We start from the raw sequence: 20,960 nt of genomic DNA, 5'->3' as shown, positions 1-20,960 counted from the left end.
TGCGGTGTCAAGGCCCTGCGCCGTGGCGCCCCGGTGCCCGCCGAGGACGACGCCGGTGCGCACCCCTGTTTTTTTGGTGTCGCACGGTTGTCAGTGGTATCCGGCAGAATTGAAGTCAGGGCCAGCGCACACCGCCGGGCGAGGTTCCGGCAGAGGTAATCGAGGGGCACGTATGTCCGGACTGATCGACACCACGGAGATGTATCTCCGCACCATCCTCGAGCTCGAAGAGGAAGGCGTCGTCCCCATGCGCGCCCGCATCGCGGAGCGGCTGGACCAGAGCGGGCCGACGGTGAGCCAGACGGTGGCGCGGATGGAGCGCGACGGTCTGGTGTCGGTGGCCAGCGACCGGCACCTGGAGCTGACGGACGAGGGCCGCCGGCTGGCCACGCGCGTGATGCGCAAGCACCGCCTGGCCGAGTGTCTCCTGGTCGACGTGATCGGCCTGGAGTGGGAGCAGGTGCACGCGGAGGCGTGTCGCTGGGAGCACGTGATGAGCGAGGCCGTGGAGCGCCGGGTGCTGGAGCTGCTGCGGCACCCCACCGAGTCGCCGTACGGCAACCCGATCCCGGGCCTGGAGGAGCTGGGCGAGAAGGACGGGGCCGATCCGTTCCTGGACGAGGGCATGGTCTCGCTGGCGGACCTGGACCCGGGTTCGGACGGCAAGACGGTCGTCGTGCGCCGGATCGGCGAGCCGATCCAGACCGACGCCCAGCTGATGTACACGCTGCGCCGGGCGGGCGTGCAGCCCGGCTCGGTGGTGAGCGTGACGGAGTCGGCCGGCGGGGTGCTGGTGGGCAGCGGCGGTGAGGCGGCCGAGCTGGAGGCGGACATCGCCTCGCACGTGTTCGTGGCCAAGCGCTGACGTGAGAGGGCCCCGGCGCCTGGTGGCGCCGGGGCCTGTCCTCCCCTGCACTGACCCGGAGCCCCGAGCTCTCAGGGTCAGTCCCCCTCGGACCGTTTTTCCCCGAGCGGTCCGCCTCCCGCCAGAAGAGATCCCCTCGGCGGCGGCGATCATTCCTTGAGGGGTGTCACTCGAATGAGGGGTGTTGCCCGCAGAGACCCCATTTTCGAAAATGCATTCGAGAACGTTGGGTAGGCTGCGGGGGCAGTACCACGGCACGACGGCGACAAGGGCAGTACACCGGTACGAGGCGGGCGGAGCTGGGGGGTGCCAGGCCGATGGCACGGCGTATCGATGTGGCGGGAGCGGGCGGGGTGCGCCTGGCCGCCTGGGAGTTCGCGGACCCTCCCAAACCGGAGGCGGAGCCCGGCGCCCCGGGCGTGCTGTTACTCCACGGCCTGATGGGCCGCGCCTCGCACTGGGCGTCCACCTGCCGCTGGCTCGCCGAGCGGTACCGCGCCGTCGCGCTCGACCAGCGCGGCCACGGCCAGAGCGAGAAGCCCCCGGGGGCCGCCTTCACCCGCGAGGCCTACGTCGAGGACGCCGAGGCCGCGCTCGAGCAGCTGGGCCTCGCCCCCGCCGTCCTCATCGGCCACGCCATGGGCGCCCTGACCGCCTGGCAGCTCGCCGCGAAACGCCCCGATCTGGTGCGTGGCCTGGTCATCAGTGACATGCGGGCCTCCGCGCTCGGTACGGCGTCCCAGCGGGAGTGGGCCGACTGGTTCCGCTCCTGGCCCGTCCCCTTCGCCACCCTCGCCGAGGTGCGCAAGTGGTTCGGCGAGGACGATCCCCGGCTGGAGCGGCCGAGCCCCTCCCGCGGGGATTTCTACGCCGAGGTGATGCACGAGGCAGCGGACGGCTGGCGGCCCGTCTTCGAGCAGGAGCAGATGCTGCGGACCCGGGAGAGCTGGGTGTACGACGCGCACTGGGAGGAGCTGGCCCAGGTCCGGTGCCCCGCGCTGGTGGTGCGGGGGCTGGACGGCGAGCTGGGGCGGGCGGAGGCGCAGGAGATGGTGCGCGTGCTGCCGCGCGGGGAGTACGCGGAGGTGGCCGAGGCGGGGCATCTGGTGCACGGGGACCAGCCGGTGGCCTGGCGGCGGGTCGTGGAGCCGTTTCTCGAGGGGGTGTTCGGGGCCTGAGGGGCCCTGTGGAGTCGGACTTGCCCACGCCGGTGAGTTCCTCCGGGCCGCTCAGCCCTTGCTCACCGCCGTCAGTATCTCCGGGAGGCGGGACGCTGTTCGTGGGGCCGCCAGGTGCAGGCCCAGCCAGGTGAGGGTCGCGCCGTAGGCGGCGCCGGCCGGGAGGAGGAGCCAGGTCCAGGTGTCCCCGCCGGCGCTCACGTTGAGCCAGATCGTCGCCGCGATGACGGGTGAGCACAGCAGGGCCGCCGAGACCATGCCGCCGAAGATGGAGATCCAGGCGAGGCCGGCCTGGCCGGGGGCGACGTTCTTGTGGCCCTCCTGCGGGATCGAGTAGGGGAAGCGGGCCGAGGTCCACGCGCCGGTGGCCAGCATCGCACCGAGCAGGGCCAGGGAGAGGCCGAGCACCTCGGGCAACCGGGCCCAGGCGCCGAGCAGGGCGGTGGTCACGACGGTCACGAGGGTGGCGTAGGGCAGGGTGATGGTCAGCAGGGCCAGGGCCCGGCCGCGCAGCTCCTCGTAGGCGTCCCGGGGTGAGGAGATGGTCAGGGCCACCATCCAGAAGGCGGAGGTGTCCTGCCCGAACTGGTTGTACATCTGGATGCCGAGCATGCCGGCGGCGAAGCAGGCGAAGTAGAGGGATCCGGTGCCCTGCACGGCGTTGAACACCGGCACGATCAGTCCGATGGCCAGCGAGGTGACCCAGGCGGCCTTGGTCTTCGGGTCGCGCCAGACGTAGCGCAGGGTGCGCTCCATGACCGTGCCCGTGCGTCCGTCCGGCAGCAGCCGCCTGAAGGCCCCGGGGGCGCGGTCCCGGGTCGTGGCGTCGGCGGCCTGCAGGGTGGAGCCGTCGGGCGAGGTCATCAGCCGGGTCAGGCTGCGCGCCCACAGCGCGACCAGAACCGCGAGTGCGGCCACGGACACCAGCAGTTGGGCGCCCGCGACGGCGTACGATCCCTCGCTCGCCGCCCGGACGGCGCCGATCGCCGAGGCGGGTGGCACCCAGGACAGCACGTCGGCGACCGGCTGCAGTTGCCCGAGGCCGGCCGAACCGAGCCGCTGGGCGCCGAAGTTGACGAGCTGGGCGCCGATCGCGATCACCAGTCCGCTCAGGACGGCGAGATCGCGGCCCTTCCTGCTGGTCAGCAGCCGTACGTTGGCGGCGGCGACGGCCCGCGCGAGGGCCACGCAGACCAGCAGGGCGAGGACGACGGAGAGGACGGCGACGGCGAAGCCGGCGCCGCCGTGGGCGACGCAGAGCGCGCACCCGGCCAGCACCAGCAGGGTGAACAGGGGGCCGATGCCGACCAGGGAGGCCGCGAGCAGGGCCCGGACGAGCGGCCGGGGGCGCAGTGGCAGCATGACCAGCCGGGTCGGGTCCAGGGTCTCGTCGCCGGTCGGGAAGAACAGCGGCATCACCGCCCAGCCGAGCGCCAGCACGGCCGTGCCCGGTACGGCGACGGCCTCGGCGTGGGCGTGGCCGCGCAGCGCCACGAAGCCCAGGAGCTGCAGTGCGGCGAAGAGGAGGGCGACGACGGCGGAGGCGACGAACGCGGCCCGGCGGCCCGTGGACTGGCGCAGTCCGTTGCGCAGCAGCGACAGTTTCAGTCGTACGACGGTGGAGGTCAGGCGTGTCATCGGGCCGCCCCGCCGCCCAGCCAGTCCAGGTCGGAGCCGGTGTCCCGGCCGCGTGCCCCGACGAGTTCCAGGAAGGCCGCCTGCAGGGTGGGGTGGTCCCCGCGCACCTCGGCCAGGGTTCCGGTGGCCCGGATGCGGCCGGCCGCCATCACCGCGACCCAGTCGCACAGCGACTCGACCAGCTCCATGACGTGGGAGGAGAAGACGACGGTGGCACCGGAGGCGGTGTAGCGCTCGAGCACGCCCCGGATGGTCTGCGCGGACACCGGGTCGACGCCCTCGAAGGGCTCGTCGAGGAAGAGGACTTCGGGGTTGTGGAGGAGAGCGGCCGCGAGTCCGATCTTCTTGCGCATGCCGGTCGAGTAGTCGACGACGAGCTTGTGCTGGGCCCCGGCGAGGTCGAGCACGTCCAGGAGCTGGGTCGTCCGCTTGTCGACCTCCGCTGCGGGCAGCCCGCGCAGCCGTCCCGAGTACCCGAGCAGTTCCCGCCCCGACAGCCGCTCGAACAGCCGCAGTCCCTCGGGGAGCACGCCGATCCGTGCCTTGACGGCCACCGGGTCCCGCCACACGTCGTGGCCGACGACCGAAACGGTGCCCTCGTCGGGCCGCAGCAACCCGGTCACCATGGACAGGGTCGTCGTCTTGCCCGCCCCGTTGGGTCCGACCAGCCCGATGAACTTCCCGGCGGGCAGCTCCAGATCAATTCCCCCGACAGCGACTTGCTGCCCGAACCGCTTCCAGAGCCCCCGCACGCACACTGCAGCTTCGGTCATGCCTGAAGGCTACGGGGCGGGACCGGCCAGGGGGGACGGGTGGGCGTCAGCGGTCCCGGCCGCAGGCGTAGGCGAGCGGTGAGATCAACTCCTCCGCGTCCGGCAGCCACCGGTTCGCGGGCGTGGGCCGGCAGGCCCACTGCACGGCCCCGCGCGAGGCGAACCGGGTCGGGGGAGCGGCCACGTAGGCGCCCTCGCCCAGCAGTACGAGGTCCAGCGAGGCCGGCGACCAGCCGAGCTTGCGCACCAGCTCGGGGAGCTTCGCCGCGGCCCCCGGAAGGACGAAGAAGTGCATGCGCCGGTCCGGGGTCAGGGTCACCGGCCCCAGCGTCAGCTCCATCCGCTCCATGCGGGCCAGCGCCAGGAACCCCGCGCTCTCCGGGACCGACAGCGCGTCGAAGGTACGCCCCGTCGGCAGCAGAATCGACGCCGTCGGCTGCTGCTGCCACATCCGCCGGGCCACGGTCGCGCTGCCGGTCGCCTGCGTCGCCCAGTCGGGGCGCGCGGGGTGCGCACCCGGCGCTGGGCAGGTGGCATCGCCGCACGAGCAGCGCTGCGCCCCGTCGACGGCTTCCAGCCAGGTGCCCGGGACCACGTCCCAGTGCCGCTCCTCGGCGTAGCGCACGGCGGTTTCCAGCAGCGACTCCCCGCGCTGCTGCGGAATCTGGGGTGCTTTGGTTCCCGCGATCGTCTCTTCCACGCTCCACTCAACTCCCGCACTCACCTCGGGTTACGGCCGGGGCGCGCGCGGGGGAGGAGCATCGATTCGGCAGCCGGGGCGCATGGGTGCACATCCGGGGGCGCGCAGGAGGAAGGCGGGTCTGGGCTGGGTAGCCAGGGGTGGGGTGGCATCAGCCGTTACCCCGGCAAACCGCACATGTCACGCATTGACGGTATGTCAGCTGGGCAGTGATCTTCCGGAACTGATCGACTGATCCAGGGGTTCGCAGGGGGTAGCGCATGGCGGCAAGACCTCTCGTGGCGAGGCAGCCGAACGAACGGCTGCAGGCGCTCATCCAGGAAGCGGGGTGCTCGAACGCCGGGCTGGCCCGGCGGGTCAACATGTGCGGGGCCGAGCACGGTCTCGACCTGCGCTACGACAAGACGTCCGTGGCCCGCTGGCTGCGCGGTCAGCAGCCGCGGGGCCGGGCCCCGGCGATCATCGCGGAGGCGCTCGGGCGCAAGCTCGGCCGTACCGTCACGATCGACGAGATCGGCATGGCCAACGGCAAGAACCTCGCCTCGGGCGTCGGTCTCCAGTTCTCGCCGACCGTACTGGGGGCCATCGAGCAGGTCTGCGAGCTGTGGCGCAGCGACGTGGGGCGCCGGGACTTCCTGTCCGGCTCCTCCGTCGCCGCCTCCGCGCTGGTCGAGCCCAGCCGCGACTGGCTGATCTCGGCGCCGGACGCGCAGGTGGCACGGCAGGCGGGGCCGCGCGTCGGCATGTCCGACGTGGCGGCCGTACGGTCCATGACCCAGGCGCTCACGGACCTCGACCACCAGTACGGCAGCGGGCACGTCCGCCCGGTCGTCGTGCACTACCTGAACAGTGTCGTCTCCGGGCTGCTCGCCGGCTCCTACCGGGAGGCGGTCGGCCGGGAACTGTTCGCCACGGTCGCCAGGTTGACCGAGCTGGCCGGGTACATGGCGGTGGACACCGGGCAACCGGGCCTCGCCCAGCGGTACTACATCCAGTCGCTGCGGCTCGCGCAGGCGGCCGGCGACCGCGGCTACGGCGGCTACGTCCTGGCCGCCTCCATGAGCCACCTCGCCGCCCAGCTCGGCAACCCGCGCGAGATCGCGCAGTTGGCACGAGCGGCGCAGGAGGGCACACGGGGGCGGGTGACCCCGCGCGCGGAGGCGATGTTCCACGCCGCCGAGGCCCGTGGCCACGCCCTGCTCGGTGACGCCCGGGCGGCCCAGGCGGCCTCCGGGCGGGCGGTCGAGGCGATGGAGCACGCGGACGCCGCCTCCGGGGACGACCCGGCCTGGATCACGCACTTCGACGAGGCGTATCTGGCGGACGAGCTGGCGCACTGCCACCGGGACCTGGGGCAGGCCGAGGCGGCGGCCCGGTGCGCCGAGCAGTCGCTGGCCGGGCACCCCGAGACCCGGGCCCGGCGCCGGGCCATCGGCTATGTGCTGCTCGCCACGGCCCAGGTGCAGCAGCGCGAGATCGAGCAGGCCTGCAGCACCGGCATGAAGGCGGTGGAACTGCTCGAGACCCTGCGCTCCAACCGGGGCGCGGAGTACCTGGAGGACCTCCAGCAGCGCCTGGAACCCTTCCGGGAGGAGGCGGTCGTCAGGGAGTTCGGAGCCCGGCTGGACCTGCAACAGGCCGCGTGAACACCGGCCCCGCGGTCGCGTGAACGCCAGGCAAACGCCGCACCGGGACGCGGCGGTTGGCGTGTACAGCGCGCCGCGGGGCGGCTCTGTTACCGCCGTCACAGGAGAAAGGGCCGCGATCCGAGCTGCGTGGCACCCGGCTCGGGGGACCCGGTAGCGTGAGCCGACGATTCACAAGGTCCCCCATTCGTAGGAGTCCCGGTGACGCAGAGTGGACAGGGCGAGGAGCCCTCGGCGCGGCCCGCGCGCGAAGGCATCGTGCTGCCCTCCGACGGAGGCGAGCCCCTGCTGCCGGGCATGACGGGCACTCCGGCGCCGGCCGCACCGGCCGACGGCCAGGCCTGGGGCGGCGCCTGGGGTCCCGGCCGGCAGGAGCCGTCGGGGCCCGGCCAGGGCTGGCCTCCGGCGGCCGCCCAGCAGTGGGGTACCCCGGACCAGCAGCCGCCCGCCCAGAGCGGCCCCGGCCCGATGCCCCCTGAGGGCGCACCGGCACCGTCGTACGGCGGACAGGCCTACGACGGACAGGCCTACGACGGACAGGCCTACGACGGGCAGGCCTACGACGGGCAGGCCTACGGCGGACCGGCCTACGGCGGACAGCAGCAGTCGTACGACGCGCAGGGCTACGGGCAGGGCGGCGGGCAGGACCAGTACGGCGCCGCCCCCGCCCCGCACCAGCAGCCGCAGGCCCAGCAGCCGTACCCGGCGCAGAGCGCGCCGCTCCCCGCCACGGCCGACGGCGCCACGCAGTACCTCCCGCCCGTCCCGGCGGCCCCCGCCGACGAGGGCGCCACGCAGTACATACCGCCCGTTCCCGCGAGTCCCGCCGACGAGGGCGCCACGCAGTACATACCGCCGGTCACGTCCGGCGCGCTGCCGCCGGAGTCGGCCGGGGAGCAGACGCGGTACCTGGGCACCGGCGCACCGCGGCCGGGCGGCCACCCCGACGCGGAGGCCACGCAGTACATCCCCCCGTACGCCGCTCAGGCGCAGGGCGGGGAGCAGCAGCCGCCCGCCGGGTTCGAGAACCTCTTCCGCGGCGGCCCCGCCGGCCCGGAGAGCCCGGCCGGGGCCACCCAGCAGATGCCGCGCGTCCAGCAGCCCGGCGCCTACCCGGGCCCGGCGCAGCCGCCGCGGCCGTCGTACGGGCCGCCCGTGGACGAGGACGGCGACGGGCGCCGGACGGGCCGCTCGCGGGTGCCGCTGATCGCCGCCGTCGGGGTCGGCATCATCGTGCTCGGCTTCGGCGTCGGTGCCCTGCTCAGCGGCGGAGGCGACGGGGACAAGGGCGACGACAGCAAGACGGTCGCCGCGTCCTCCCCGACCGCCCAGCAGTCCTCCGCGGCCGCCGCCGACCCCGCCAAGGAGCAGGCGGTCGCCCTGGACAAGCTGCTCGCCGACAGCGGCAGCAGCCGCGCCTCGGTGATCGGGGCGGTGACGAACGTCCGGCAGTGCAACAACCTCGGCCAGGCCGCCACCGACCTGCGCAACGCGGCCAAGCAGCGCACCGACCTGGTCACCCGGCTCGGCAGGCTGTCCGTGGACAAGCTGCCGGCCAACGGCGAACTGACCGCCGCGCTCACCAAGGCCTGGCAGGCGTCCGCCGCCGCCGACAACCACTACGCGGCCTGGGCCGACCAGGTCGGCGGGGGCAAGAAGGGCTGCCACAAGGGCCACGCCCGCACCACCGGCGAGACGCTGGCCGGCAACCGGGAGAGCGGCACCGCCAGCGCGCAGAAGGTGAAGGCGGCGGCGCTGTGGAACGCCATCGCCCGCAAGTACGGCCTGACCCAGCGCCAGCCCACCCAGCTCTGACCGGCGCCGGCCCGGGCGCCGCCGTCAGTCGAGGTCCGCGTTCTTCAGCGTGTCCGTCATGTCGGTGGCCCCGTCGATGCCCGAGCCCGGGGTGCGCTCCGCCTCGACCAGTTCCCCGTCGCGGACCATCTGCAGGGTCACGTCGGCGTTGACGAGCCGGGGCAGGCCGAGCCCGGCGAGCCGGCTCTCGTAGGGCCAGCGCAGGGTCGGGGTGAGGCCGCCGGTGCTCACCTTCAGGCCGCGGTCGAGGGTGCGGCGCACCGTGTCGCCGCTCACCTCGCCGCCGCCGATCTTCTGCAGGACGGCGTTGAGCACGGTGTAGGCGATCCAGGTGGTCTGCACTCCGGCGTCCGCGGGGTCGATGCGGTTGTCGCCGAAGGCCTCCTCGTCGATCACCTTCTTCATCGGGTTCCAGCGCCGGTCGGAGGCCGGCGGGTACCAGCCGGTGACGTACGCCCCCTCGTACGGGCCCGACGCGCCGCCGGTGGCGTTGATCAGGCTCTGGTCGACGCTGCCGAGGACGGTCGCCGTGCGCACCGCGGGGAAGCCGTCGCGGCTGCGCCGGAAGGAGTCCATGAAGGTGTCGGTGTGGTCGCCGAGGGCGGGCACCACGCAGCCCTTCTTCGCCGGCTGCCCGGCCGGGCCGCCCACCCGCCCGCTCGTCTGTCCGTTCGTCTGTACGGTCGCCTGTCCACCGGCCTGTCCGCTCGGCGTCCCTGCCGAGCCCTCGGTGGCGTACCGGAGGGCCTGAGCGGCCTGGTCGGTGTATTCGGTGGCGTTCTCGGCGGCGAGCTGGTCGCCGGCCGGTGCGTGGCCGCCCGCCTTCAGGCCCGAGTCGATCAGAGCGGGCAGCTGGTCGCCGGCGATGCTGTCGGGGCGGACCAGGGCGACCGGGCCGCAGACGGCCGCCAGCGCCCGGCCGAGGCCGGCCAGCAGGGCGGGCTGACCGCCGTTGACCGGGTACGACATCGTCCCGGTGAACTCGTCGTTGGTGACGCCGTAGCCGCCGATGTAGGGGATGCCGGCGCTCTCCAGCGGGGCGAGGAAGGAGTCGCCGAACTGGCTGTAGGAGCCGACGACCGCGACCACGCCCTCGGCGGCCGCGCGCCGGCCGCACCTCGAGGCGCCGACGCTGTCGTTGTGGTCGTTGCAGGTCAGGATCTCCAGCTTGCGGCCGTGTATGCCGCCGTGGGCGTTGATCCACTTGCCGTAGGCGCGGGCCATGGCGGGCATGCCGGGTTTGTTGGTGGCGTCGGTGCCCTCCGGCGCCCAGGTCATGACCTTGACCGGGCCGTCCCCGGAGCCCCCCGTGGCACCGGGGACGGCCCCGCATCCGGCGGTGAGCGACGCACAGGCGGCCAGTGCCCCCGCCGACAGCGCGGTCGCCCTCAGGGGTCGGGAGAGGGAGGGGAGAAAGGTGCTGCGGAAGCGTCGGCTGCCGGTCATGGGCCCACACGATTCCGTCACACCCCTAACCTGGGAGTTACCCTCGGTCAACGAACGGTGACGCGGAGGTGAATTGCGGGGGCTGGTGAGACCACTGCGACGGGGAACGTACGATCGATGACCGTGCAAGGTTCGGAGAACTCTTCCCGTCGCGGCCGTCGCTCCTCCACCATGGGCGGCATGCCACTGAACGACATGCCGTGGTGGCGCTGGCGCAGCAATGTGCGCTCCGCGCTGCACATGCTCTCCGATCCGGTGTTCCAGCGGGACGTCTGGCTGGCCGGCGTGGACGGATACGGCGACGTCACCGACGCCGTGTACCGGCTGGTTGAGGACACCTGGCTGGACAGCTGGTCCGCGGAGAAGTACGTCGGCACGATCTTCCGGGACTCCCAGGAGGCGGCGCTCGTCGACACGGCGGTGCTGCGGGTGCTGCGGATCATGCACCAGGTGGGCCCGGACGCGCCCGTCGCCGCCTACGTCGACCACCACGCCTGGCCGGAGGCGGTGCGGGCGGCCCGCGACGCGCACATACGCCTCGCGGCGAGCGACGGGGACGACCCGGACGCGCCGCCGAAGAGCCTGGAAGTGCTGCGCATCATGACGCGGTCCGCGTAGCCGGGGGCGGCGCTCTCGTCCCGTCCTGCGGGACGACTGCCCGCGGTGCTGCGGCGGTGTGGGAACCTGTAGTGCATGAATGAGCAGTCCGCCCCCGTCGCCGCCCCGGGCGACCAGTACGTCCTCACGCTCTCCTGCCCGGACAAAAAGGGCATCGTGCACGCCGTGTCGAGCTACCTGTTCATGACCGGCTGCAACATCGAGGACAGCCAGCAGTTCGGCGACCACGACACGGGTCTGTTCTTCATGCGCGTCCACTTCTCGGCGGAGGAGCCGGTGACGGTGGACAAGCTGCGGGCGAGTTTCGCGGCGATCGGTGACTCCTTCCGCATGGACTGGCAGATCAACCGGGCCGACGAGAAGATGCGCATCGTGTTGATGGTCAGCAAGTTCGGGCACTGCCTGAACGACCTGCTGTTCCGGGCGCGGATCGGGGCGCTCCCGGTGGAGATCGCGGCGGTGGTGTCCAACCACACCGAATTCGCCGAACTGGTGGGCTCGTACAACATCCCCTTCCACCACATCCCGGTGACGAAGGAGACCAAGGCCGAGGCCGAGGCGCACCTGCTGGACATCGTGCGCGAGGAGAAGGTCGAACTGGTCGTCCTCGCCCGCTACATGCAGGTCCTCTCGGACGACCTGTGCAAGCAGCTGAGCGGGCGGATCATCAACATCCACCACTCGTTCCTGCCGAGCTTCAAGGGTGCGAAGCCGTATCACCAGGCGCATGCGCGGGGTGTGAAGCTGATCGGCGCGACGGCGCACTACGTCACCGCCGACCTCGATGAGGGACCGATCATCGAGCAGGAGGTCGAGCGGGTCGGGCACGACGTGACGCCGGAGGGGCTGGTGGCCATCGGGCGCGACGTGGAGTGCCAGGCGCTGGCGCGGGCCGTGAAGTGGCATGCGGAGCGCAGGATTCTGCTCAACGGGCGGCGGACGGTCGTCTTCGCCTGACGACGGCCGCCGGTTACATCCGGCTCAGCCCGGCCGCAGCGAACAGGACCTCTCGGATCGCCTCCCGGTCGCCCACCTGCCCGGCAGCGGCCTCCTCGGGCGGTACGTGGCCCGCGGCCAGCCTGCAGAACTCGACGCCGTCCAGCGCGACATGGGCCACCTCGAACTCGGCGGAGCCCACCGCGCCGGGGGCGTCGAGGGGGATGAGCCACTCGCCGCCGGCCGCGCCCTCGATCTCCAGGCGCAGGCTGCGCCCGGGGGAGCCGGCGGGGACCAGGTGCGGGGTGGCGGCGGGGGCGGCCAGTCCCTTTCGGCGGCGCTCGGCGAGGGCGAGCGGCAGCATCCTGGCCGCGAGGTCGATCATCTGGTTCAAGTGGCGGGGCGCGGGCGGTTCGTAGGGGTAGTCCACCGCCTCGGCGATGTCCTCCGCGTGCACCCAGCACTCGAACGCCCGGTCCAGCATCGCGTCGTGCAGGGGCAGGGTGAAGTCGCCGTACGGCACGGGCAGGGCGCCGGTGCCGCCGCCGGTGAACGACACCGTGCGCACGAGGTGGTGGCTCTGCTCCCGCCACGGGCCGCGTACCGACCGCGTCGGCGGGAAGTGGGACGTCCGCCAGTACGCCTCGGTGCGGCCGGCCGGCCCCGCGGCGCCCAGCCCGTCCTTCGCGACGAGGTCCGCCAGCGGATCGTCCAGCCCGAGCGCCACGGCCACCAGCCCGTCCACCGACAGCAGATGCGCGATGACCCCGGCCACCGTCGTGCGCCGGCTCGTTGCCGCGTCGCCCTCGAACCACCGCAGCCGCACCGGCGCGTGCCACTCGGCGTCCCCGAAGTCCTGCAGCAGCGCGTCGAGACGGGCGGTCTCGGCGTCGTAGGGAGCCGCCCAGCCGGGCACCGGGATGCGGGGCGGCCGCCGGTCCAGGCAGCTCGCCAGGACGCGGGTGCGCAGCGCGGGGTCCAGGTCGAGGGTCTCCGGCTGGTGCAGCAGGCCGACCGCCTCGCGCAGCCGCAGCGCCTCCTCCGCGCAGGAGCCGCAACGGCCGAGGTGGTCCTCCACGGCGGCCGTCTCCGCCGCCGAGCAGGCGGCCAGCGCCCAGGCGCCGAGGAGCGACTTCAGGACGTCGTGCGACAGGTCGAGCGGCACGGGTGCGAGATCCCCCAGGTCGGTGAGGTCGGGCAGCGGCCGTCCGCTGTCCTCGACGGAGGTGCGGGGCAACGGTATGCGCGGCGTGCGGCCGGGACCCGCAGCTCCACCGCCACCGGCCCCGCCGCCCGAGCCGGTGCCCCGGCCCCCCGGGTTCCGCCGCTCGCGCCCGGGTCCCTCGTCGTACGCCCCGGAGCCGTCCGTGCCGCTCACATCGCACCCCCGGGTTCCGGCGGGGTCCCGGCGTCGTGGGCGGTGGACAGCAGTTGGAGTCCGAGGCGGAGCCGGCGGCGGGCCTCGTCCTCGGTGACGCCGAGGTCGACCGCAGTCTGCCGGTAGTCGCGCCGCTGGAAGTAGGCCAGTTCCAGCGCGGCGCGCAGCGGCGCGGGCATGGAGTGGACGATGTAGTCCGCGCGGGCGGCGACCGAGGCGCGGCGCACCTTGCGCTCCAACTCCTCGGCACCGTCGCCGTCCGCCTCGGTGAGGGAGGCGGTCTCGGTGGCGCGCAGCCGCTGCACGGCCAGCCGGTGGGTCACCGAGGCGACCCAGGAGCGCAGCGGGCCCTGCTGGGGGTCGTAGGTGTCGGGGTGTTCCCAGAGGTGGCCGAAGACCTCGCGGGTGACGCCGTCGGCGGCCCGCTCGTCGCCGAGGACCCGGTGGGCGAGGCTGTGCACGAGAGAGGCGAACCTGTCGTACAACTCGCCGAGAGCGGCCGCCTCGCCGCGCGCGAGCCGCTGCTGCATCTTGCGGTCCCAGCGGGGCGGTACGTCCTTCTGCGCCATGCTGCCCCTCCCTTCGCGCTCGTCCGGCACGTCCAGCCTGTCCGCACCCTCATCCCGAATGTAGTCGGCACATCTGACAGCGCACGCCCCTTTATGCCAATGTGCGCCCCCCGAGGCGTTGCAGGTGATAGTGCCCCCTTCACACTTCCTCCACACAACGGGTGTCCATCTACGATCGAACAGGATCGATAGTGACTGAAACAAGCCCCTTGTTGATCGCGCTCCGTTTGCTGCCCGAAGTTTCAGGGAACGGCCGCTGGGCAGCCGCGCGGAAAGAAACGTAGGAACTGCTTCCGTTTCCGGGCGGTTCCGGGGATCCGCGAGTGGAGGGGCATGGCCGTGGCATTCAAGGTGACCGGCGTCGAACAGGGCGAGTGGGCCGTGCTCCGGGTGTCCGGGGAACTGGACCTGGTGACCTCACCGGTGCTGCGGCAGCGGGTGCACGACGTGGTCGCCGAGGGCCACCACAGTCTGGTCCTCGACCTCTCCGAGGTCTTCTTCTGCGACTCCAGCGGGGTCGGCGTCCTCATCGCCGCCCGCCGGCTGATCCGCTCCTGCCAGGGCCGGCTGCGGCTGATCCTGCCGGACCGGGGCGCGGACGACGGCTCGCACGTCAACCGGGTCCTCGGCGCGCTCGGCGTGCGCCGGCTCTTCGACGTGCGCCCCGACGTGGCCGCCGCGACCGACGACGAGGCGGGCCCGCTCTCCGCCTGAGCCGCGCCCCGCCCGTCGCCGTGAAGTTGTCGCAGAATTCCCCCGGTCTTGGCACAACCGGCGCTTTCCCGCCACGTCACCGCCACCCGCGACGTACGCTCCCGTCCAGATCAGCCCCCACGTCAACGTAAGGCGGCCCGAACAGACATGGTCAGCACCGAGTACGAACGCAGGATCGCCGCCCGGTTCGCCACCTTCGACCAGGATGGCAACGGTTACATCGACCGCGCGGACTTCAACGCGGCGGCCCAGGCCCTGCTCACCGAGTTCGCCGTACCGGCCCGCTCCGACCGGGGGCAGGCGCTCTACGCCGGTGCCGAGGCCTTCTGGCAGGGCATGGCCGGCATCGCGGACCGCGACGGCGACCAGCGCATCACCCGCGAGGAGTTCGTCACCGGCGCGGTCAAGCGCCTGCGCGACAACCCCGACCGCTTCGCCGAGATCGCCCGCCCCTTCCTGCACGCGGCCCTCGCCGTCGCGGACCCCGACGCCGACGGCCGCGCCACCGTCCCCGACACCGTCCGTGTCCTGCGCGTCTTCCACGTCCCGGAGGACGTCGCCCGGGCGACGGCCACCGCCCTGGACGGCGACGGCGACGGCAGGGTCGCCGAGACGGACATCGTCCCGGCGTTCGCGCGCTACTTCACCGTGCCCGAGTAACCGGCGTCACCGGGCGGGGCGCAGGCGGTGCCGAGAACCGCTCGCGCAGCTTGTACTTGAGCACCTTGCGCAGGGTGTCGTTCCGGGGAAGCGCGTCCACCACCTCCAGGCGTTCCGGCAGCTTGTGCACGGACAGTCCCCGCGACCGCAGGTACGAGACGACCTCCGGCAAGGTCACGGCCGAAGCTCCCGGCGGCTGTTCGACCACCGCGCAGACCAGTTCCCCGCGTTCGGTGTCCGGCAGGCCGATCACCGCCACGTCGGCCACCGCCGGATGCGCGGCCAGCAGGTCCTCGATCTCCCTGGCCGAGATGTTCTCCCCCTTGCGGATGATCACGTCCTTCAGGCGCCCGGTGAGCACCAGATGCCCGGAGCCGGTCAGGTGCCCCAGGTCGCCGGTGCGCAGGAAGCCCGAGGGGTCGAAGGCCGCCGCCGTCTGGGCGGGGTCCAGGTAGCCCTGGCAGACGGCCTCACCGCGCAGGCGTATCTCACCGTCGACGACGCGGATCTCCATGCCCCGCGGTGGACGGCCCTCCGTCGTCGCGAGGTTCTCGGGGGTGTCCTCCGGGTCACCCATGGTGATCATCGGCACCTCCGTCATGCCGTAGCCGTGCGTGAGCTGGACGCCCATCTCGCGGACGACGGCGTGGTAGACCTCGGGCGGCTTCGGGGCGCCGCCGCCCGCGAGGAGCCGCAGCGAGGGGATGACCTTCTCGCCGGGCCGTTTGCGCTGCTCGGCCAGGAACATCGAGTAGAACGCCGTCGAGCCGCCGGCCACCGTCACCCCGTGCCGCCGGTACTCCGCCAGCGCCTCCGGCAGCGCGAAGTGCTCGAACATCACCGCCGGGAAGCCGTACAGCAGCAGCATCACCGTGTAGTCGGGGCCGGCGATATGGGCGTACGGGAAGGCCATCGAGCCCACGTCGTGCGGCGTCAGGCGCAGCGCGTGGGCGAGACAGGCGCCGCCCGCGATCAGCGAGCGGTCGGTGTGCAGGACGCCCTTGGGATCGGAGGTGGTGCCCGAGGTCCAGTAGATCCAGCGCACCGAGGTGCCGTCGGCGGGCGGGGCGGGCAGCACGGACGGGTCGCCGTCGGGCAGGTCGTCGTACGCCTCGAACACGCCCTTGGCGCCCAGCCGGCGGGCCATCGCGGTGTGGTCGTGGCCGCGCCAGACGCCCGGTACGGCGAAGAACCCGGCCCCCGACTCGCGCAGCGCGAAGCCGACCTCGCGGTCCCGGTAGAAGGGGATGACGGGGGACTGGACGGCGCCGAGGCGGGCCAGGGCGAAGGACAGCAGGGCCGTCTCGATGCGGGTGGGCAGCTGCCAGGCGACCACCGTGCCGGGGCGCACACCCATGCCGTACAGGCCGGCCGCGACCCGCTCCGACCGGGCGCGCAGCTCGCCGAAGGTCAGCAGGCGGTCGCCCTGCAGCAGGACGGGCCGGTCGGGGGTGAGGCGGGCCCGGCGGTCCACCAGTTCCCACAGCGTGCGCGAGGCGCCCAGGGCGTGTGCGGTGTCGTTCACGTCGACCCCCTGCATGGCTGACGAAGCGTCAGATCGTGGGCAGAGCGTAGGGCCGTGCGCCTTGTCGGTCCAGAGGGCGGGGGCTAGCCTGCTGGGGACGGTAGATCTGACGGCCCATCAGATAAGTAGGTGGGGGACCCATGACCGAACTGCCCCGCGTCATCAGCGTCGACGACCATGTGATCGAGCCCGCCCACCTCTTCGAGACCTGGCTGCCGGCCAAGTACCGGGACCGGGGGCCCAAACCGCTGACCGCCGGGATCGGTGAGCTGGCCTACGTCGGCGGGAAGTACCAGATCACCATGGACCCGGAGGGGCCGCCGACGGACTGGTGGATCTACGAGGACCTGAAGTTCCCCTACAAGCGCAACATCGCCGCCGTCGGCTTCGACCGCGACGAGATGACCCTGGAGGGCATCACCCGCGAGCAGATGCGGCGCGGGTGCTGGGACCCCAAGGCCCGGCTGGAGGACATGGACCTCAACCATGTCGAGGCCAGCCTCTGCTTCCCGACCTTCCCGCGGTTCTGCGGCCAGACCTTCGCCGAGGCGCACGACAAGGAGGTCGCGCTCGCCTGCGTGCGCGCCTACAACGACTGGATGGTGGAGGAGTGGTGCGGCGACAGCGGAGGCCGGCTGATCCCGCTGTGCCTGATCCCGCTGTGGGACGTGGAGCTGGCCGTCGCCGAGATCCGGCGCAACGCCGCGCGCGGGGTGCGTGCCGTGACCTTCTCCGAGATCCCCACCCACCTCGGGCTGCCGTCCATCCACTCCGGGTACTGGGACCCGTTCTTCTCCGCATGCCAGGAGACAGGCACGGTCGTCAACATGCACATCGGCAGCAGCTCCCAGATGCCCGCCGCCTCCCCCGACGCGCCGCCCGCCGTACAGGCCTCGCTGAGCTTCAACAACGCGATGGCCTCGATGATGGACTACCTCTTCAGCGGCGTCCTGGTGAAGTTCCCGCGCCTCACCCTCGCCTACTCCGAGGGGCAGATGGGCTGGATCCCGTACGCCCTGGAACGCGCCGACGACGTGTGGGAGGAGCACCGCGCCTGGGGCGGGGTCAGGGAGCTCGTCCCGGAGCCGCCGTCGACGTACTACTACCGGCAGATCTTCTGCTGCTTCTTCCGCGACAAGCACGGCGTCGCCTCGATCGACGTCGTCGGCCGGGACAACGCCACCTTCGAGACCGACTACCCGCACGTCGACTCGACCTTCCCGCACACCAAGGAGGTCGCCCTCGACCATGTGAAGGGCCTGGACGACGAGACGGTGTACAAGCTGATGCGGGGCAACGCCATCCGCATGCTGGACCTCGACCTGGACCGGTAGTGGACCTCTCCTGCACGCCCGAGGAGGAGGAGTTCCGGGCGCGGCTGCGCGAGTGGCTGGCCAAGGTGCTGCCCGGCCTGCCCCCGAAGCCCTCCCCGGACGACTGGCCCGGCCGCCGCGCCTACGACCTCGGCTGGCAGCGGATGCTGTACGACGCCGGGTACGGGGAGGTGCACTACGCCTCCCCGACGGTACGGCTGATCTTCCTGGAGGAGACCGAGCAGGCGGGCGCGCCCTATGTGGGCGCGAACTTCGTCGGGCTGCTGCACGCCGGGCCGACCATCGCCGCCGAGGGCACCCCCGAGCAGCGGGCGCGCTGGCTGCCGGCGATCCTGCGCGGGGAGGAGGTGTGGTGCCAGGGGTTCAGCGAACCGGACGCCGGCTCGGACCTCGCGGCGCTGCGCACGCGCGCGCGGCGCGACGGCGACCACTACGTGGTGAGCGGGTCCAAGATCTGGACCTCGCACGCGGAGGTCGCCGACTGGTGCGAACTGCTCGTGCGCACCGACCCCGGCGCGCCCCGGCACCGGGGCATCACCTGGCTGGCCCTGCCCATGGACGCCGAGGGCATCACCGTACGGCCGCTGCGCACGCTCGCCGGGTCGGCGGAGTTCGCCGAGGTGTTCCTGGACGAGGTGCGGGTGCCCGTCGCCCACCGGATCGGCGAGGAGAACGACGGGTGGCGGGTGACCATGGTGACGCTGTCCTTCGAGCGCGGCACCGCCTTCGTCGGCGAGGTCGTCGCCTGCCGCCGGGTGCTGCGCGAACTGGCCCGCGCGGCACGGGAGAACGGCCGCTGGGACGATCCGGTGCTGCGGCGCCGGCTCGGGCGGCTCAACGCCGAGTTCCGGGCGCTGTGGCGGCTGACCCAGTGGAACGTGAGCGCGGCGGAGGCGAGCGGGGGCGTGCCCGGCGTCGGGGGTTCGGTTTTCAAACTGAGGTACTCGCACGCCCGGCAGGAGCTGTACGACACCGCCGCCGACGTCCTCGGCGCCGACGCCCTCGACCTGGACCGGCCCTGGGTGCTGGACCGGCTGTCCGCGCTGTCGTACACCATCGCCGCCGGCACCTCCCAGATCCAGCGCAACATCGTCGCCGAGCGCGTCCTCGGCCTGCCGAAGGGACGCTGACGTGCGGTTCCGACTCACCGAGGACCAGAGAGCCCTGCAGGCAGGGGTACGGCGGCTGCTGGAGCGGCGGTTCGGGCCGGCGGCGCTGCGGGCGGCGGTGGCCCGGCCCGGGCACCTGGACCGGGAGCTGTGGCGGGAGCTGGGCGCGGCGGGACTGTTCGCGCTGCGGCTGCCGGAGGCGCGGGGCGGGGTCGGGCTGGGACTGCCCGAGGCGGTGCTGGTCTTCGAGGAGACCGGCCGCGCCCTGCTCCCGGGGCCCGTGCTCGCCACCCACCTCGCCGCCGGGACCGTGCCCGGGGCGGCCACCGGGGAGTGTGCCGTCGCGCGCGTGGACGGCCGCCTGGCGGAGTGGCTGGACGCCGCGGACGCGGTGTGCGGGGACGCCTCCGGTGCCGTACCGCTGCGGTCGGTGGACCCGCTGACGCCGCTGCACCGCGTCCCGGGCGCTGGGGAGCCCGACCCGGTGGCGGTGCTGCTCACCGCCGCGGAACAGCTCGGGACGGCCGTGCGGGTGTGCGAGCTGGCCGTGCAACACGCCCGGGCGCGTGAGCAGTTCGGTCGGCCCATCGGAGCCTTCCAGGCGGTCAAACACCTGTGCGCCGACATGCTGGTGCGCGCCGAGACGGCCCGCGTGGCGGTGTACGCGGCCGCGGTGACCGCCGACCCCGTCGACATCGCGGCGGCCCGGCTGCTCGCCGACGAGGCCGCCGTGCGCGGCGCCCGCGACTGCCTCCAGGTGCACGGCGGCATGGGCTTCACCTGGGAAGCCGACGTCCATCTGCATCTCAAGCGCGCCTGGGTGCGGGCCGGGCGCGGCGGCGGCAGCACGGAGAGTGAGGAAGCCCTGGCCATCGACCTGACGGCCTGACGGACCGGCGCCGCTCTGTTCAGGGGTACCGGAAAAGCCTTGGCCCAGGATGTCGCGGATCGTGGCAACGGCGTTGTTACGGAGCGTCGATACCGGGTTGTTTCCGTCCCGCGTCTCGTCACGGCCCGGAGTCGGCCGCCCGCTCCGGTACCTTGTGTGGGATGCGAGTGGCTGCGAGCACGAGCCGTGCCGGTGGTGCCCCTGGGGCGTCCCCGCAGCGCGCGGTGCGCGCCGCTGCTCACCGGGCGGTAAGGGCTTGCGCCGCCGCCTGTTCGACTGCCCCGCACATGCGTCGCACAGTATGCCGCACGCGTACTCCTTCGCGCTGGAATATGCCCGAAGCGCTTGTTGGGGTGACTGTACGTCAACCATGCTGTCTCGTAAGGGAATCACGTTCCGTGACCCTTGCTCTGGCCGTTGTTCTGGCCATGCAGAAAATGGCTACGATCGTGGCCCTCGTCGTGCTGCTCGTCGCGGTGTACGCCGCGACGGCCGCGTGGCGCGGGGTCGTGAGTCCGCCGGTTCGGATGGTGTGAGCGGTGCAGGTGCTTCAAGTGCAGCTGGAGATCCGGCCCGACCCCACGGAGGTGGGCCGGGCCAGAAGGTGGGCCCGGTCGCGGCTCGCCGGGCTCGGTATAGAGGCCGACGAGCCGCTGGCCGAGACCCTGGTCCTGCTCGTCTCCGAGCTGGTGACCAACGCCGTGGTGCACACGGGCCGCCCGGCCGTGCTGCGGCTCTCCCTGCCGGGTACGGCGGAGGCGGCGCCCGCGGCCACCGTGCGGCTGGAGGTGGCCGACGCCAGCAGCCGCGCGCCCGTCCCGCGCTGCGCCGGCGGTGACGCCACCGGCGGCCGGGGACTCGCCCTCGTCGACTGCCTCGCCGACCGCTGGGGCTGGAGCCCCGAGGACACCGGCAAGCGCATCTGGTGCGAGCTGGACCGCTGCTCACCGGCCGGACAGGGCGCAGCGGTGGCGTACGGGGGCGGCCTGTCCGCCTATGAGGATCTCGCGTTCGAGGCGGTCTAGGACCCGGTGCCGTGGTGCGCCGGGGGGTGCATCCGTGCGCGGGCGTCGTGAAGCGCGCGTAACGGAAAAACCGCCCTCCCGGTGTTGACGGCTGGTGACTGTTTGATCACGCTGGTGGGCGACGATTCGCCGTGAGGGGACG

20 protein-coding genes are annotated in these 20,960 nt (G+C 72.9%); 13 read left to right on the top strand and 7 right to left on the bottom strand.

All coding sequences use genetic code 11. The features are described 5' to 3' along the window. The first annotated feature begins 172 nt into the window (after positions 1 to 172). Together ACZ404_RS24695 and ACZ404_RS24690 are read left to right on the top strand one after the other, a co-directional pair. On the top strand, positions 173 to 865 hold the full coding sequence (locus ACZ404_RS24695; RefSeq protein WP_468443351.1) for a metal-dependent transcriptional regulator: 693 nt from the start codon (positions 173 to 175) through the stop codon (positions 863 to 865). A gap of 317 nt (positions 866 to 1,182) precedes the next feature. Continuing rightward, complete coding sequence (locus ACZ404_RS24690) at positions 1,183 to 2,043, top strand: alpha/beta fold hydrolase (protein WP_468443349.1); 861 nt, start codon at positions 1,183 to 1,185, stop codon at positions 2,041 to 2,043. A gap of 51 nt (positions 2,044 to 2,094) precedes the next feature. On the opposite strand, the gene ACZ404_RS24685 is transcribed toward ACZ404_RS24690, so the two are convergent. The 3 genes from ACZ404_RS24685 to ACZ404_RS24675 are packed head-to-tail and all read right to left on the bottom strand — an operon-like array spanning position 2,095 to position 5,154. Then, positions 2,095 to 3,681, bottom strand: a complete 1,587-nt coding sequence (locus tag ACZ404_RS24685; protein ID WP_468443347.1) for a transporter — start codon at positions 3,679 to 3,681, stop codon at positions 2,095 to 2,097. Beyond that, entirely contained in the window at positions 3,678 to 4,454 is a 777-nt protein-coding gene (locus ACZ404_RS24680) for an ABC transporter ATP-binding protein (RefSeq protein ID WP_468443345.1), read from the bottom strand. Before ACZ404_RS24680 ends, ACZ404_RS24685 begins: the two co-directional genes overlap by 4 nt. 46 nt (positions 4,455 to 4,500) lie before the next feature. Beyond that, positions 4,501 to 5,154 carry a bifunctional DNA primase/polymerase gene (locus ACZ404_RS24675; protein ID WP_468443343.1) on the bottom strand — a complete coding sequence of 218 codons (654 nt, stop codon included), beginning with the start codon at positions 5,152 to 5,154 and terminating at the stop codon, positions 4,501 to 4,503. A gap of 260 nt (positions 5,155 to 5,414) precedes the next feature. Between ACZ404_RS24675 and ACZ404_RS24670 the strand changes: the two genes are divergently transcribed. Both ACZ404_RS24670 and ACZ404_RS24665 read left to right on the top strand, forming a co-directional pair. Continuing rightward, a complete protein-coding gene (locus ACZ404_RS24670) occupies positions 5,415 to 6,800 on the top strand; it encodes a transcriptional regulator (RefSeq protein ID WP_468443341.1) in 1,386 nt (461 codons plus the stop codon). A 201-nt stretch (positions 6,801 to 7,001) separates the two neighbouring features. After that, the gene (locus ACZ404_RS24665; RefSeq protein ID WP_468443339.1) at positions 7,002 to 8,615 is read left to right on the top strand and encodes a hypothetical protein; all 1,614 of its coding nucleotides are present in this window, start codon (positions 7,002 to 7,004) and stop codon (positions 8,613 to 8,615) included. A 24-nt stretch (positions 8,616 to 8,639) separates the two neighbouring features. On the opposite strand, the gene ACZ404_RS24660 is transcribed toward ACZ404_RS24665, so the two are convergent. After that, the gene (locus ACZ404_RS24660; protein WP_468443337.1) at positions 8,640 to 10,061 is read right to left on the bottom strand and encodes an ABC transporter substrate-binding protein; all 1,422 of its coding nucleotides are present in this window, start codon (positions 10,059 to 10,061) and stop codon (positions 8,640 to 8,642) included. A gap of 117 nt (positions 10,062 to 10,178) precedes the next feature. Between ACZ404_RS24660 and ACZ404_RS24655 the strand changes: the two genes are divergently transcribed. Together ACZ404_RS24655 and purU are read left to right on the top strand one after the other, a co-directional pair. Beyond that, a complete protein-coding gene (locus ACZ404_RS24655) occupies positions 10,179 to 10,679 on the top strand; it encodes an SCO4402 family protein (RefSeq protein ID WP_468443335.1) in 501 nt (166 codons plus the stop codon). A gap of 75 nt (positions 10,680 to 10,754) precedes the next feature. Then, on the top strand, positions 10,755 to 11,636 hold the full coding sequence (gene purU / locus ACZ404_RS24650) for a formyltetrahydrofolate deformylase (protein WP_468443333.1): 882 nt from the start codon (positions 10,755 to 10,757) through the stop codon (positions 11,634 to 11,636). 13 nt (positions 11,637 to 11,649) lie between these two features. Here purU and ACZ404_RS24645 read toward each other — a convergent pair whose 3' ends face one another. After that, the gene (locus ACZ404_RS24645; protein WP_468443331.1) at positions 11,650 to 12,993 is read right to left on the bottom strand and encodes an MDMPI N domain containing protein; all 1,344 of its coding nucleotides are present in this window, start codon (positions 12,991 to 12,993) and stop codon (positions 11,650 to 11,652) included. Next, positions 12,990 to 13,562: an RNA polymerase sigma factor gene (locus ACZ404_RS24640; protein ID WP_468443329.1), complete on the bottom strand. Its 573-nt coding sequence runs from the start codon at positions 13,560 to 13,562 to the stop codon at positions 12,990 to 12,992. Before ACZ404_RS24640 ends, ACZ404_RS24645 begins: the two co-directional genes overlap by 4 nt. A gap of 333 nt (positions 13,563 to 13,895) precedes the next feature. On the opposite strand from ACZ404_RS24640, the gene ACZ404_RS24635 reads away from it, so the two are divergent. Both ACZ404_RS24635 and ACZ404_RS24630 read left to right on the top strand, forming a co-directional pair. Then, positions 13,896 to 14,276 (top strand): STAS domain-containing protein, encoded by a 381-nt coding sequence (locus ACZ404_RS24635; protein WP_468443327.1) that lies wholly within the window; start codon positions 13,896 to 13,898, stop codon positions 14,274 to 14,276. Positions 14,277 to 14,423: 147 nt separating this feature from the next. Continuing rightward, the gene (locus ACZ404_RS24630; protein ID WP_468443325.1) at positions 14,424 to 14,936 is read left to right on the top strand and encodes an EF-hand domain-containing protein; all 513 of its coding nucleotides are present in this window, start codon (positions 14,424 to 14,426) and stop codon (positions 14,934 to 14,936) included. Here the strand turns inward: ACZ404_RS24630 and ACZ404_RS24625 are convergent. Next, complete coding sequence (locus tag ACZ404_RS24625; protein ID WP_468443323.1) at positions 14,920 to 16,461, bottom strand: class I adenylate-forming enzyme family protein; 1,542 nt, start codon at positions 16,459 to 16,461, stop codon at positions 14,920 to 14,922. The two genes, ACZ404_RS24630 and ACZ404_RS24625, sit on opposite strands and share 17 nt — an antisense overlap. 140 nt (positions 16,462 to 16,601) lie before the next feature. On the opposite strand from ACZ404_RS24625, the gene ACZ404_RS24620 reads away from it, so the two are divergent. The 5 genes from ACZ404_RS24620 to ACZ404_RS24600 all read left to right on the top strand — a co-directional run bounded on the left by ACZ404_RS24620 (position 16,602) and on the right by ACZ404_RS24600 (position 20,818). Continuing rightward, positions 16,602 to 17,795, top strand: coding sequence for an amidohydrolase family protein (locus ACZ404_RS24620; RefSeq protein ID WP_468443321.1), 1,194 nt, complete (start codon positions 16,602 to 16,604; stop codon positions 17,793 to 17,795). Beyond that, positions 17,795 to 18,925, top strand: a complete 1,131-nt coding sequence (locus ACZ404_RS24615) for an acyl-CoA dehydrogenase family protein (RefSeq protein ID WP_468443319.1) — start codon at positions 17,795 to 17,797, stop codon at positions 18,923 to 18,925. The genes ACZ404_RS24620 and ACZ404_RS24615 overlap by 1 nt, the downstream gene beginning before the upstream one ends. A gap of 1 nt (position 18,926) precedes the next feature. Then, complete coding sequence (locus ACZ404_RS24610) at positions 18,927 to 19,793, top strand: acyl-CoA dehydrogenase family protein (protein WP_468443317.1); 867 nt, start codon at positions 18,927 to 18,929, stop codon at positions 19,791 to 19,793. A 398-nt stretch (positions 19,794 to 20,191) separates the two neighbouring features. Beyond that, on the top strand, positions 20,192 to 20,329 hold the full coding sequence (locus ACZ404_RS24605) for a hypothetical protein (RefSeq protein ID WP_468443315.1): 138 nt from the start codon (positions 20,192 to 20,194) through the stop codon (positions 20,327 to 20,329). A gap of 18 nt (positions 20,330 to 20,347) precedes the next feature. After that, complete coding sequence (locus ACZ404_RS24600; protein WP_468443766.1) at positions 20,348 to 20,818, top strand: ATP-binding protein; 471 nt, start codon at positions 20,348 to 20,350, stop codon at positions 20,816 to 20,818. Positions 20,819 to 20,960 lie beyond the last annotated feature (142 nt).

The sequence above is a fragment of the Streptomyces sp. NPDC030798 genome (genome assembly GCF_055572275.1).
This window is presented reverse-complemented; position numbering and strand designations above follow the sequence as displayed.